This window comes from Hahella sp. KA22, from assembly GCF_004135205.1.
Lineage (GTDB): Bacteria > Pseudomonadota > Gammaproteobacteria > Pseudomonadales > Oleiphilaceae > Hahella.
This window is the reverse complement of sequence record NZ_CP035490.1, coordinates 2,561,861-2,575,679: the sequence shown is the minus strand read 5'-3', so window position 1 is coordinate 2,575,679 and position 13,819 is coordinate 2,561,861. Positions and strand designations below refer to the sequence as shown.

General features: G+C 53.4%; 11 protein-coding genes. 5 read left to right on the top strand and 6 right to left on the bottom strand.

What is annotated here, in order from left to right; all coding sequences use genetic code 11:
- Window positions 1-130 precede the first annotated feature (130 nt).
- The gene (locus tag EUZ85_RS11575; RefSeq protein WP_127969447.1) at window positions 131-1,024 is read left to right on the top strand and encodes a TIGR01777 family oxidoreductase; all 894 of its coding nucleotides are present in this window, start codon (window positions 131-133) and stop codon (window positions 1,022-1,024) included.
- A gap of 152 nt (window positions 1,025-1,176) precedes the next feature.
- Here the strand turns inward: EUZ85_RS11575 and EUZ85_RS11570 are convergent, their stop codons facing one another.
- Together EUZ85_RS11570 and EUZ85_RS11565 are read right to left on the bottom strand one after the other, a co-directional pair.
- A complete protein-coding gene (locus tag EUZ85_RS11570; RefSeq protein WP_241567016.1) occupies window positions 1,177-1,830 on the bottom strand; it encodes a TetR/AcrR family transcriptional regulator in 654 nt (217 codons plus the stop codon).
- 162 nt (window positions 1,831-1,992) lie between these two features.
- Window positions 1,993-2,403, bottom strand: coding sequence for a PaaI family thioesterase (locus EUZ85_RS11565; protein ID WP_127969445.1), 411 nt, complete (start codon window positions 2,401-2,403; stop codon window positions 1,993-1,995).
- 328 nt (window positions 2,404-2,731) lie between these two features.
- Between EUZ85_RS11565 and EUZ85_RS11560 the strand changes: the two genes are divergently transcribed.
- The 3 genes from EUZ85_RS11560 (at window position 2,732) to EUZ85_RS11550 (ending at window position 5,942) form a co-directional block, all read left to right on the top strand.
- Window positions 2,732-4,456 (top strand): proline--tRNA ligase, encoded by a 1,725-nt coding sequence (locus EUZ85_RS11560; RefSeq protein WP_127969444.1) that lies wholly within the window; start codon window positions 2,732-2,734, stop codon window positions 4,454-4,456.
- A 59-nt stretch (window positions 4,457-4,515) separates the two neighbouring features.
- Window positions 4,516-5,091, top strand: a complete 576-nt coding sequence (locus tag EUZ85_RS11555) for a lytic transglycosylase domain-containing protein (protein ID WP_164887221.1) — start codon at window positions 4,516-4,518, stop codon at window positions 5,089-5,091.
- 278 nt (window positions 5,092-5,369) lie between these two features.
- Window positions 5,370-5,942, top strand: coding sequence for an NUDIX hydrolase (locus tag EUZ85_RS11550; RefSeq protein ID WP_127969442.1), 573 nt, complete (start codon window positions 5,370-5,372; stop codon window positions 5,940-5,942).
- Between the two features lie 9 nt (window positions 5,943-5,951).
- Here the strand turns inward: EUZ85_RS11550 and EUZ85_RS11545 are convergent, their stop codons facing one another.
- From EUZ85_RS11545 to EUZ85_RS11530, 4 genes are all read right to left on the bottom strand, one after another.
- On the bottom strand, window positions 5,952-6,173 hold the full coding sequence (locus tag EUZ85_RS11545; RefSeq protein ID WP_127969441.1) for a DUF2835 domain-containing protein: 222 nt from the start codon (window positions 6,171-6,173) through the stop codon (window positions 5,952-5,954).
- Between the two features lie 103 nt (window positions 6,174-6,276).
- Complete coding sequence (locus EUZ85_RS11540) at window positions 6,277-11,139, bottom strand: NAD-glutamate dehydrogenase (protein ID WP_127969440.1); 4,863 nt, start codon at window positions 11,137-11,139, stop codon at window positions 6,277-6,279.
- A 370-nt stretch (window positions 11,140-11,509) separates the two neighbouring features.
- Window positions 11,510-11,968 (bottom strand): hypothetical protein, encoded by a 459-nt coding sequence (locus tag EUZ85_RS11535; RefSeq protein WP_127969439.1) that lies wholly within the window; start codon window positions 11,966-11,968, stop codon window positions 11,510-11,512.
- 33 nt (window positions 11,969-12,001) lie between these two features.
- Window positions 12,002-12,469 (bottom strand): hypothetical protein, encoded by a 468-nt coding sequence (locus EUZ85_RS11530; RefSeq protein WP_127969438.1) that lies wholly within the window; start codon window positions 12,467-12,469, stop codon window positions 12,002-12,004.
- A gap of 387 nt (window positions 12,470-12,856) precedes the next feature.
- On the opposite strand from EUZ85_RS11530, the gene EUZ85_RS11525 reads away from it, so the two are divergent.
- Window positions 12,857-13,816: a MoxR family ATPase gene (locus EUZ85_RS11525; protein ID WP_127969437.1), complete on the top strand. Its 960-nt coding sequence runs from the start codon at window positions 12,857-12,859 to the stop codon at window positions 13,814-13,816.
- The last annotated feature ends 3 nt before the right edge of the window (window positions 13,817-13,819 follow it).

Here is a 13,819-nt window from a genome sequence, read left to right as displayed (position 1 = left end):
CCGGGTATTAAACAACTTATTGTATAGCCGCCCGAATAGGCACAAGATAACCCAATCTCGCGCTGCGCACCGCCTGTGCAAAGGCGTCGAATTATGTATTAACAAAGGAAGCGTTTAAGGAGATCCGCGCATGCACATCCTGGTGACCGGGGGCACAGGTTTTATCGGCAAACAACTGTGTCGGGCGTTATGGGCCAGTGGACACGACACAACTGTGTTCAGCAGAAGACCAGAGCAGGTGGCGCATCTTGTGGGAGAGCGCTGTCGGAGTATCGGAGAGCTGCGCGCGGACCTGATAGACGCGCCGGTTGACGCCATCATCAATCTGGCGGGCGAACCTGTAGCGGACAGGCACTGGACGCAGGCCCGCAAACAAAAGCTGAAACAAAGCCGCATTGCGCTGACTCACGACTTGCTTGACATGTGCAAGCAAATGGAAACACTCCCCAAAGCTATGGTTTCCGCATCCGCGGTAGGCTACTACGGCGACCAGCAAGATTTACTGGTAACAGAGCAAACCCCGCCCCACGAGGAATTCACGCATGAGCTGTGCAGTGAGTGGGAAGCCGCCGCCCTTAGCGCAGAGAGTATTGGCATGCGCGTCGCCATCGCCCGCATTGGCCTGGTGGTGGGAAAAGAAGGCTTCCTACAGAAAATGCTGCCCGTTTTTAAGCTTGGCCTGGGAGGAAAATTTGGCGATGGAAGCCAATGGATGCCCTGGATTCATATTCAGGACCTGTTGAGAGTTCTTCTGCATTTGCTCGAAACGCCAACCTGCAGCGGCCCCTACAATGCCGTCAGCACTACACCAGTCACTAACGCCGAATTCACCGCAACCTTGGCGACACTGCTTCATCGCCCCGCATTCTGCACAGCGCCGGCATTCGCATTAAAGTTAGCGATGGGGGAATTATCGAGGATGTTACTAACGGGACAAAAGGCGATTCCAGCCCGTTTATTGGAAGAAAACTTCAGTTTTCAATTCGATACGCTTGAGGAGGCGCTGAAAGACGTCATTGACTGACTCGCTTTCAGTCCTCCGGTAATACACCGTATGAAGACGCCGCCAAGTATTGGCGACAGGGATGACGCATGCTTATTTGCGGGACGTCTTCATTTACAGGTTTCCGCACTCCCTGACTCCAGGCCCAATGCGGGACAGTCGATCACACGACGTTACGCCGCCGCGTCCAGCTCACCCAAACGTTGACGCAAGTATGACTTCACCATCAACTTTAATTCCGTCAGCATGATTGACTCAGGCTTTTCTTCCATGGTCATGGCCAGCCTCAGGATAGCGCCGCAGGCTCTGGGTAACATCACGCAAATCAACCATAGACGCTCTTGCTCAACTTGCGGATACAGCAGTTTGGCGCGATCGGTAATAGCCTGGGCGTTATCGAACAGCTCGCCGAGATCCAATTGCTGAAGCTCCGGCATCGCCTCTACACCAGACCAGATTTCCTTATAACCCGGCTCGGAGCGATAGAAATGGGCGAAGGTGTCGATAAGCTTGTCAAACCCTTCCTCCAGATCAAACTCGTTTACAAACTCCTCCATGACGGTGCTCAGCGTTTTGATATGGCGCTCAGCCAAGGCCTTGACTATAGCGGCCTTGTTGGGAAAATAACGATACAAAGACGCTAGGGAAATACCCGCGCGACGGGCGATTTCCGAGGTTTTCGCTCCCTGCACGCCAACTTCACTGATAAGAATGGCAGCTTCGTTTAATATCAGCTCGACTCTTTCCCGACTGCGCTCTTGCACGGGCTGCCTGCGCTGTTCGAGCTCCTGCAGCGCTTCTGAGTTTTTACTGGCGGTAATGTTCATAGTCATAACTTCCTGTAGTTATTCCACGAGGTTAGTACTGATCGTTCTTGAGTTAGTACTCTGATCAAAGTCATTTCATTTGGTTTTTATTGTTGTGGGTACGGCTATTATTGCGGTACAGCAGTCTACTAGCTGCGACGCGCCTGGCGGGCTCCTCCCCCCTTACCGCGGCAACGCGTAACTTCCCGTTGCGTGTGCGACCAAACCATCGCTGTTCGGCGAGTACAGATTCACTTCACAAAATGCAATCCGGGAACCCAGTTTCAACAGAGTCGCCTCCGCCAACAGGTCTTCCGGCTTGGGCCGTTGTAAAAAGTTGATGTTTAAATTGCTGGTGACAGCCATTTCCACACGCCCTAAAGTCGCCAGGATAATTGCATACATGGATGCATCCGCCAGCGACATGATGATGGGGCCGGAAAGGGTCCCTCCGGGGCGCACAAAGGTTTCTGAAAACGGGATTCTGGCGATAGCGTTCTTGCCTGAGATCTCATCAACCCGGAAATCGATGGACTCCGCCATCGGCACGCCGGTTCTGATGATGTTTTGAATTTCGTGCGCGGTCAGCATCATAGGCTCAACTGTATCATCGGACGCTGGTGAGTTTGCATCATCGCCCCGGGGTTGCCAAGCAGGTATATGGCATAAACCATGAGGCCGGTTGCGTTCTCATGACAAACTGTTGTATGACGCAAAAAAGGGCCGCTTGGATGAGCCGTTTTGGGGAAATCTGCGATAAACCCGATCGTCATGGCGGCCGTCGGGCCGCCCTCAGAGCCGTATTCGCAATTAATACAATCGCGCCTGTACGCAAGGAGTCATCGCTTCTACAATAGTGCGGCAGTAAAAATAAACCATTACCGGTAGTTAACCTTATTTATTTGTATTCCTGGGAAGATATATGCGCGCAAGTCGATACCTGATCGCCACCCTGAAAGAAACCCCTGCCGACGCGGAAGTCATCAGTCATCAGCTGATGCTGCGCGCGGGCATGATTCGCAAGCTGGCCGCAGGTCTCTATACCTGGCTCCCCCTTGGCTTGAGGGTTCTGAAAAAAGTTGAAAACATCGTCAGAGAGGAAATGGACCGTTCCGGAGCCCAGGAAGTGTTGATGCCGGCGGTGCAGCCAGCAGAGCTATGGATCGAGTCCGGCCGCTGGGAGCAATACGGCGGCGAGTTGCTGCGCATTCAAGACCGCCACAACCGTGATTTCTGCGTCGGCCCGACTCATGAAGAAGTCATTACCGACCTGATTCGCAATGAGTTGAAAAGCTATAAACAACTACCGGCTAACTTTTATCAGATTCAGATGAAATTCCGCGATGAGCGCCGCCCTCGCTTCGGCATCATGCGCGCCAGGGAGTTCCTGATGAAGGACGCCTACTCATTCCACGTGAATCAGGAATCGCTGGACGAAACTTACAAGGTCATGTACGACGCGTATACCCGCATATTCACCCGCTTTGGCCTGGACTTCCGTCCTGTGCAAGCGGACAGCGGCAGCATCGGCGGGTCTTCCTCCCATGAATTCCATGTACTGGCCAACTCCGGGGAAGATTTGATCGCTTTCAGTACTGAAAGCGATTACGCCGCCAACCTGGAAAAAGCGGAAGCCCTGACCACACTTAAGCAAGCGCCTGCGCCTACCAAAGAGATGGCCAAGGTGGCGACGCCTGACCAGCGCACGATTGAGAGCGTCTCCGCATTCTTGAATCTGCCTGCGGAGCAAACCGTGAAAACTCTGTTGGTGCTGGGCGAAGCGGAAGAAGGCAAACCTGCCCCAATCATTGCCCTGGTGCTGCGCGGCGATCATGTTCTTAATGAAATCAAAGCGGAAAAGCTGTCTGGCGTGGCGTCTCCGCTGACATTCGCCAGCGACGAAGCCATTGAGGCGGCGGTGGGCTGCAAGCCCGGCTCCATTGGCCCAGTAAATCTGTCTCTTCGCACTATTGTCGACCACAGTGCAGCCGTGCTGGCGGACTTTGTCTGCGGCGCCAACGAAGAAGGTCAGCACCTCACTGGCGTTAACTGGGGACGTGACTGCGAAATCAAAGAAACCGCCGACCTGCGCAACGTTATGGAAGGTGACCCCAGCCCCGATGGCAAAGGCGTCCTGGTGCTCAAAAAAGGTATTGAGGTGGGCCACGTATTCAAGCTGGGCGACAAATACAGCTCGGCCATGAACGCCACTGTTCTGGACGAAAATGGCAAAGCCACTGTAATGCAAATGGGCTGTTACGGTATTGGCGTTTCTCGCGTGGTCGCCGCTGCGATTGAGCAGGGCCACGATGACAAAGGGATCATCTGGCCAGACGCCCTGGCGCCTTTCCAGGTCGCCCTGGTTCCATTAAACATGCACAAATCCGACATGGTGCGCGAGAAAGCGGAAAGCCTTTATGCAGAACTGCTGCAGGCTGGCGTGGACGTTCTACTGGACGACCGCAATGAACGCCCAGGCGTTAAGTTCGCCGAAATGGAACTCATTGGCATCCCACACCGAGTCGTGATCAGCGATCGCGGTCTGGCGGAAGGCAAAGTGGAATACAAAGGCCGCCGTGATACCGACAGCACAGATATGACAGTAGATACTGTTGTAAACTTCATCAAAGAGAAGTTGAAAAAATAGTCAGTTGAATCATGCAGTACAGTTATTCAATACGCCCCGCCCTTGTTCGAGGCAAGGGCATGTCTTTGCTATTCGGGATGCTCATGCTGCTGGCGCTAACGCCGGCGGCTTCCTTCGCGGCAGGCCCTCAGGAACCGGACCCAGAGTTGCGGGCCGTATTGAAACGCACGGTCAATGAGTCCAAAAGCTTCATTGACCGCTTTGACGCCGAAGTGTGGCTGGTGGACATGTCCGCCCGGATGGAGAAATACATAAAGGACACCAACAAGCGCCTTGAGCTGCTGAAGCTGGTGCACCTGGAAGCCACTCGGGCCGGACTCAACCCGGAAATCGTCTTATCGGTCATGCATGTGGAAAGCCGCTTCGACCCCTACGCCGTGTCCAGCGCCGGCGCTCGCGGGCTAATGCAGGTGATGCCGTTCTGGATCGATGAAATTGGGCGTCCGGAGGACAATCTCCACGACGTCGCGACTAATCTGCGTTACGGCTGCACGATTCTCAAACACTATCTGGACAAGGAGAAAGGCAACCTGATTCGCGCCCTCGCCCGCTATAACGGCAGCCTGGGCAAAACCTGGTACCCAGAGAGAGTTCTGGTCGCCTGGGAACGTTACTGGTTCGTCAAACACTCCTGATTTCAGCGGCAGACTCAAGCTACACTATCCCCAAACGCCGGCGGAGCTTTTCTCCTCCGGCGTTTTTGTTATTAACATGGCAATGATATTGGCATGTTAATAACCAGGCGCATGGACGCGCCTGCGCGGCGACAAGCCGCGGGAGACAGGGCCTGACCTGTGCAGGCCCTGTCGTTGCAGACAAATAGAAGGAAGCTATTTGTCTGCCGGATTAATATAAGTTTCCACTCACTCTTACTATTCCGAGCCATTGAGCTTTGTCGCACAAGGAATTCATTATGTCCGACTCTACTGAAATCAATCCCTGGCGCACCCTCTCCAGCAATCAGGTTTATGTTAACCCCTGGATTCAAGTGGAGCACCGGGAGGTCATCGCCCCCACCGGCAAACCTGGCATTTACGGCGTTGTGCATATGAAGAACAAGGCGGTCGGCATCGTGCCGGTGGATGACCAGGGCTACACTTGGCTGGTGGGGCAGTATCGCTATGCGACGGAGTGCTATTCCTGGGAGATCCCGATGGGCGGCGCGCCTCACGACGAATGGACTGCTGACGCCGCGCGCAGAGAATTGCAAGAGGAGACGGGACTGGTTGCCGACGAGCTGGCAGAGTTAATGCGCCTGCACACCAGCAATTGTGTCACCGATGAACAAGGCGTGGTGTACGTCGCGCGCAAGCTTACACAAGTCGGCTGGAATCCGGATGAAACGGAGGAGTTAAAAGTTCGACGACTGCCCCTGCAAGAAGCCGTGGACATGGCGCTGAGCGGCGCAATTACCGACGCTATCAGCGTCGCAGCGTTATTGAAGATTGCGCTTCAACACCCAGACTGGCTGACCCAAGATGAATAAAGCCGGCTATTAAGCCAATTGCTCAATGGAGTGGAATTTATTGGCGTCATCGAAAGTGATGACAAATGAGCCTCGAATACCTTCCCGGGTTACAAAGCGCTGCAGGATGTTAGCGGGGAATTGAACCCTGAGTCCTTCCCGGCTTATGGCGTTGACGTTTTTCGCGCTACCGCGATAAACGTTCAAATACTCCTCTGAGGATATATGGATGTCGACAATAATTTGCCGCATTTCCAGACCACTCTGCGGTTACTGATCAATTCTCTAAAAATAAACCGGCGCAGCCCTCCTGCTCAATTAGAGCAGAGCGCTGCGCCGGCGTTAAGTCACATTATCAGATCTTAGTGGTGGCGTGCGACGTGCTCTGCGCCAGATCCAACAATTCTCGTAGCGCGACAGAATACATGGGGAACTCTGGATCTTTTGTCGCTTTCAGCTCGGTCAACATACCGCGCCAGCGCTCGATCAGGTCCGTATTGCACTCTGACCAGGCGTCAATGCGCTGATCAATGTCTTCCGGCGCGTCAGTCATGCGCAGGATACCGACCGTCAGAGCACGCTGCTGCCAATCGAGATCTTCACGGAAGCTCTCTCTCGCCAGCGCCTGCCAGTGGGTCGCAGGCTGCGCAATATTGAGCTGATGCCCGAACCATTGCATATCCAGTCTTTCGCCCATGCGGAAGAACATACGCGCCACGTAATCCAGGCTGGCGTTGGTCTGCTCTTGCGCCTCAATGATGCCCAGGGCTGAGTACAGATACGGCGTTCCCGCAACTGTCGCAGCCAGCTCATCCGGCACGCCAGCTTGACGATAACCGTCATAGCGTTCCTGCCACAGCTTGAGCTGGTCGCCGGAGAGCAGTTCCTTGAAGTGGTGCGCGATGTAGTCGATGCCGGTGGAGAATTTGTCCATATTCTCCATGACATTCAGTTCGCTGCGACGATTTCTCAGGAACCAACGGGTCGCTCTGCGCACTAAACGAATCAGTTCAGACATCATTGCGACCTGCATGCCGCTGCCGACTTTATAATCCAGAGCTTCGATCGCCGCCCACTGATTCTGCACCTGGAAGACGTTTCTGGCGATAACGTACGCCTGAGCGATCGCCGCAACCGGCGCGCCGGTGGACTGGCGCAGACGGTCCACAAAGGTAATGCCCATGTGATTGACCATGTCGTTGGCGACCTGGGTGGCGATAATCTCGCGACGCAGACGGTGATCGCGCATCTGACGGCCAAATTTATCCACCAGCATCTGCGGGAACTCAGTGTGCAGTTCATTGGCCAGATATTCATGGTCCACCAGATCGCTGTCGATCAGGGTTTCTTTCAACCAGCCTTTGACATAGGAAATCAGCGTACAGAGCTCCGGTCTCACCAAACCGCGCTTCATGGATTTACGCTCGGTGATGGTTTCATCATCCGGAATAAACTCCAGGCCGCGATTCAGTTTACCGATAGACTCCAGGTGATTGATCAGACGACGGTATTCTTCAATGCGGGTCGCCGCATCGGTCTCCGCAATACTCAGCGCCTGGGTCTGGCGGTAGTTGTTCATCAACACCAGATCGGCGACGGAGTCAGTCATGTCCGCCAGCAATTTATTACGTTGCTTCATGGTCATGTCGCCACCGGCGACAATCTCGTTCAGCAGGATCTTGATGTTAACTTCGTGGTCAGAACAGTCTACGCCGCCAGCGTTATCAATAAAGTCAGTGTTCAGGCGACCATAGTTGAGGGCGTATTCGATACGGGCCAACTGAGTCATACCCAGATTGCCGCCTTCGCCGATGACTTTCACCTGCAAGTCGCTCGCGTCGACCCGCAGCGCGTCATTGGCTTTATCGCCCACGTCCGCGTGCGATTCTTCAGAGGACTTCACATAGGTGCCGATACCTCCGAACCAAAGCAGGTCAACCGGAGCTTTCAGCAACTGTGAAATCAGCATATTGGGAGGCAGACGGTCCTGCTTGATGCCAAAGCGCGCCTTCATTTCAGGACTGATCGGAATCGACTTGGCGTTGCGCGAGAATATACCGCCGCCAGCCGAGATCAGTTTGCTGTCGTAATCCATCCAAGTGGAGCGCGGCAGTTCGAACAGGCGCTTGCGCTCTACGAAGCTGGACGCGGCGTCCGGATTTGGATCGATAAAGATGTGCATGTGGTTGAAAGCAGCCACCATGAGAATGTGCTCAGAACGCAACATCCCGTTGCCGAACACGTCTCCGGACATGTCGCCCACACCCACTACGGTAAAGTCGTCAGTCGCTGTATTCACGCCCATTTCACGGAAGTGTCGCTCAACTGAAACCCAGCCGCCGCGAGCGGTGATGCCCATCTTCTTGTGGTCGTAACCCTGGCTGCCGCCGGATGCAAACGCGTCGCCCAGCCAGAAGTTGTACTCTTCCGACAGTGAGTTGGCGATGTCGCTGAACGTCGCGGTGCCTTTATCCGCCGCCACAACCAGGTAATAGTCGTCTTCATCGTGACGCACCACGTCCAAAGGCGGAACCACTTCGCCACTGGACAGATTATCGGTGACATCCAACAAGCCGCGAATAAAGGTTTTATAGCAGGCGATACCTTCGTTCAGCATGGCTTCGCGATCATTCTCAGGCAGTTGCTTGGCGACAAAGCCGCCCTTCGCGCCTACCGGTACGATAACGGAGTTCTTGACCTGCTGCGCCTTCACCAGACCCAGCACTTCCGTCCGGTAATCCTCAAAGCGATCGGACCAGCGCAGACCGCCACGGGCGACTTTACCGCCACGCAGGTGCACGCCTTCCACACGAGGAGAGTAGACGAAGATTTCGAACATCGGCAGCGGCAGCGGCATTTCCGGAATGTCGCGAGGGCTGAACTTGAAGGACATATATCCCTTCACGCCATTATCTTCGCCACGCTGATAATAGTTGGTGCGCAGCGTCGCCTTGATCAGTTCGACAAAACGACGCAGTACGCGGTCTTCACTCAGGTGCTCAACTTCGTCCAGAGCCTGGTTGATTTCAATCTCCAGCTTCTGTTGCGCAGCGCCGCACTGAGCGTCGCTCTGAATTTTCGCCGGGTTGAAACGGGCTTCGAACAGCTCGTAAATGGACTTGGCGATATGGACGTGGTTGACCAGGGTATTGGCGATAAAGTCCTGGCTATAGCTGAAGCGAATCTGACGCATGTAACGGGCGTAAGCGCGGAGCATGGCGATCTGCCGCCAATCCATCTGCGCCGCCAACACCAGGCGGTTGAAGATGTCGTTCTCCGCTTCATTGGTCCACACTCGCAGAAACAGCTCTTCGAACTTCTTGCGAATTTTCTGGATGTCGATCACTTCTCCGCCACGGCTTTGCAAAGAGAAGTCATGAATCCAGACCACCTTGCCGTTACGGTCAATCGCTTCAAACGGGTGCTCGCCCAACACTCTCAGACCGAGGTTTTCAAACAGCGGCAGCACGTCAGATAACGGCACTTGCACTTCCCCGTGGAAAAGTTTGAAGTGCAGAATGCTTTCGTCTTCTTCCAATGCGCGATAGAAGCTCATCGCCAGCGGACGCTCATCGCTCAACGAGGCGATATGCTCGATATCGATCACTGCGCGACGAGGTGAAAATTCCTCTCTGTACGCGCCATTGAATGCATTGGCGTACAGGTGAATATAGGAGTTGGCCTGCTCTTCGCCATGCGCTTCGTACAAGCTCTCCATCAGGCCATCCTGCCAGGACTGAGCGGCGGCGATGATGCGTTCTTCCAGCTCAGCCGGACGCAGGTCGCGACGCTCCGCTTGCGGTACGCGCAGGTTGAACTGCGTACGCGCCAGCACGGACTCGGAGAAATAAGTGGTGAACTCTACGTCTTCCGCGCCGGTGGCCTTGACCAGGATATCGGAAATGCGCAGACGCAAATCGGTGCTGTACAGATCTCTCGGCACATACACAATGGCGCTGACAAACTGGCCGTACACGTCCTCGCGAATAAACAGACGAATTTTGCGACGCTCCTGGATATACAGAATACCCATGGCCACATCGAACAAATCATCGCGCCCCAACTGGAACAGCTCATCGCGGGGATAAACCGCCAGAATCTGATCCAACTCTTTACCCGCATAATCGCTGGGGTTGAAGCCGGAACGCTTCAGGACATGTTTAACTTTACGTCTGACCAATGGGATATCGTCAGGACGCTGATGGTATACCCGTGAGGTATACAGCCCCAAGAAACGACGCTCCCCGATGACTTCGCCCTGCTCGTTGAACTTCTTCACTGACACATAGTCAGGATAAGCGGGACGGTGCACCCGCGAGCGCTGCGACGATTTGGCGAAGGTGAAAATCTCGGATTGCAGCATCTGACGACGGGCTTTCTGCGGCAGATCGCTCATCTTCATCATTGCGGGACGTTCTGGATGGCTCTTCAAGATACCCAGTTCAGAACCCGCAACCTGCTGAATGATAGTGTCCTTGCCTGCCTTCTTGAATTGATACTCGTCGTAGCCAAGGAAGGTGAAATGGTCTGCAGCCAGCCACTTCAGAAACTCGCTCGCTTCTTTTAAATCCGTTTTTTTGACATTGGGAATATCTTGCTCGAACTCGCTGATGAGTTCTTGCGCGTGCGACTTCATTTTTTCGTAGTCGCCCACCGCGGTGCGCACTTCTCCAAGTACTGTCTCCAGTTCCTCTTTGATGCGCAGGTGATCAGCAGGATCGTTATGACGATCGATCTCCACATACACCATGGACTCGCCCAGCTCCCGCGCCGGCTCTTCATCACGGCCGATAACGCGCTTGAGTTTGGCGGAACTGTCACGCTCGATGTACAGAACCGCATGCTGAATGGAGTGCAGCGTCAACTCCATGCGGTTCAGCCCCATACGCACCGAGTCAACGATAAAGGGAATGTTGTTGTGAAGAATGCCAATGACAGTGTGGGTGGATTGCCAGCCGTGCGTTTCCAGGTCCGGGTTGAATACGGTGACCTTGGGCTGGTCTTGATGATGGTCTTGCAGGAAGTGCCAACAGGCGACGACTGCGCCGTAGATGTCCGCCAGACGGCGACTACGGATTTCGTCCAGAGGCGACATTTCGAGATAAAGCCGGGCGAACCGGTTCACATCCTCCGCTAAGCCAGGTTCCAGTTTCTTTTTGAACTCCTCCTCTAAAAGCTCAAAAAACTGCTCCCTGGTCTCTACGCTAATCTGCTTCATTAAATTTGCACCTTTTTATTATTGGCTCAAAAAAGCAACGACCCCAAAACTTCTTTTACAACGAGGCAGTGAACTGAAAGAGATGACGCCTGCAGTTTTAAGAATAGTTCAGGTATTGAAATCTGTTTATGCTGTTTGGGAGCCAAGAGCCTAGCAGGGCGGATACGCGTTTTTAATACAGTTTAGTACCTACTACAAAAGATCAAAAATCGCCGCTAACGAAATTTTTTTCTTATTTTTATCATAGAGTTGCAGAGCACACTTTGTGGGAAAGCGCCCCTGCGCCGCCACTGAAATAAGTGGAAATACCTAGGCAATAACACGCAGAAAAAAGAACGGATTTTAACCACCCCATCTAACCGCCGCGTTATCAGACCTCTTCGACTTTAATATTTGGATATGACGCCTGTATATTACTGATCAGCGTTTTTATATGGGGCAGGAATTTTTTGGCGAAGCAAGCCTCCTTTGCATAGGGGTAGGCGCCTTCAAAATACACAAACGTACTGCTGTAACGTATCAACTCAACTTTAGAAATCAAAACTTCTATGGGATGCGCCCCTTTACGCTCAGGGCAAAGATTAAACACCGCCCTGTCCCCGTCATACGACAACAAAGCATCCAGCACCCAGCGGTATTTGATTCCTCGCACAATACGCCAAAGCGCGCCCGCCCCAAGCAAAAGGACGAACAGGCACAGCAGCGGATAGGAATTCCATAAGTTATGGCCGGATGTAAAAATTAATAACCATACAAACCCGAGCGCTATTTTTTCCGGCCACAAAGATTTCTCTTCGAAGGCCACTCGTCTCCATCTTTCAATTTTCATACGCCCGCCGTTTACCACTCTATCTAATTACTGCTACTGCGATTCGAAATGAATGTCAGGCCTCGCGGCCCTGATACTCTCGATTAACTGCCCTATATGAGGCCGGAGACTCTTCTGAATACCTATTAACTTAGAATATGGGTACGCGCCTTCAAAACAGATGAACTTTTTCCCGTAGGTAATCTTTTTCACCTTCTCCAATTTGACCTCAACGGTTCGCGTCTGGACCCCGTCTCTCTGCTCAAATACAAGCTGGTCGCCATCGTACTTTAACAAGACGACCTCTACCCAACGGGTCTTTTCGCGACGCTCTATCTCAATACACGCCAGCACACTAACCATCGCCAGGATAAGAGCCGCAACCCAATACTCATCCAGGAGCGACTTGTCGGCGAAAGCTCCGCCAAACAGGAAAAATATCACAGAGATTAAGAAAACGGACTTACTGAAGATTGGCTGCCGTTCGTAATAGCGTTCAGCTCTTGTTTCTTTGATTTCCACAAACAATTCCAACGCGCTTATCAAAAATGGATAGCTGCGCCACTCTGGCTTAATCAAGGTTAAAAAATCTTAACCACCCTTGAATCAGCATTCTACAGCACGCACTTTGAAAACATGAGAGTCAGGCAGCTTTAGCCTCTCATCGCGCAACGCGCTTGTCGCATGAGAACGACTCCCGGGGTCGCAGCGATAGTTTAATGTTATGACGAATAATTAATAACGAAACAAAGTTAATTATTGCAGAATGCTGTCACGTTGGCGCTGGACGCCTGCAGCCGAGTTTCCTAACATCTTAAGCCCGCTACAGGCCCGGAACCTCCGGCGGATGCGTCGAAGGTTTGTTGACGTTTTTGGAAGAACAACGCAAACACTGGTATTAGGTTAAGCATGTCCTTACAGGCCACTCTTCTCGATCTAAAGAACCAACTCAGTGAATCCATTATCGGACAGTCGCACCTGCTCGATCGGTTGCTGATATCTCTGCTCGCTGACGGCCACCTATTGGTCGAAGGGGCGCCCGGCCTCGCCAAAACCAAAGCAATCAAAGAACTGGCTTCAAATATTGAAGGCGACTTCCAGCGCATTCAGTTCACCCCCGATTTACTGCCGGCGGACATCACCGGGTCCGACATTTATCGTCCAGAGACGGGGAACTTCGAGTTTCGCAAAGGCCCCATTTTTCACAACTTAGTGCTGGCGGATGAGATCAACCGCGCTCCCGCCAAAGTGCAAAGCGCACTGCTGGAAGCCATGGCGGAGCGGCAGGTTACCGTGAGCGGGCGCAGTTATCCGTTAAACGGTCTGTTTATGGTCATGGCCACACAGAATCCCATTGAACAGGAAGGCACATATCCTCTGCCGGAAGCGCAGCTGGACCGTTTTCTGTTGCACGTCCGCATTGATTACCCTGACTCAGAGTCCGAATTGAACATTCTGCGACTGGCTCGCCATGAGGCGGCGGGCCCTAAAGTCAAAGAGACTCAACCTCTGGAGCAGGAAGCCATTTTCCAGGCTCGCAAAGAAGTGTTGAACGTCTATATGGCCGACTCTGTTGAGCAGTACATCGTTCAGATCATCATGGCGACCCGTTTCCCCGAAAAATACGACGCCAAGCTGGCGGAATGGCTTGAATACGGCGGCAGTCCCCGCGCCACCATCGCCCTGGATCGGTGCGCCCGCGCGCACGCCTGGCTGAACGGCAAAGATTTCGTGGCGCCTGAAGACGTGCAGGCGATGGCCTTCGACGTATTGCGCCACCGTCTGATCACCAGCTTCAAAGCAGAAGCGGAAGGGGTATCGACAGACAAGGTTATCGCCCGTTTGCTGGAGCAAGTTCCCGTTCCCTGACAT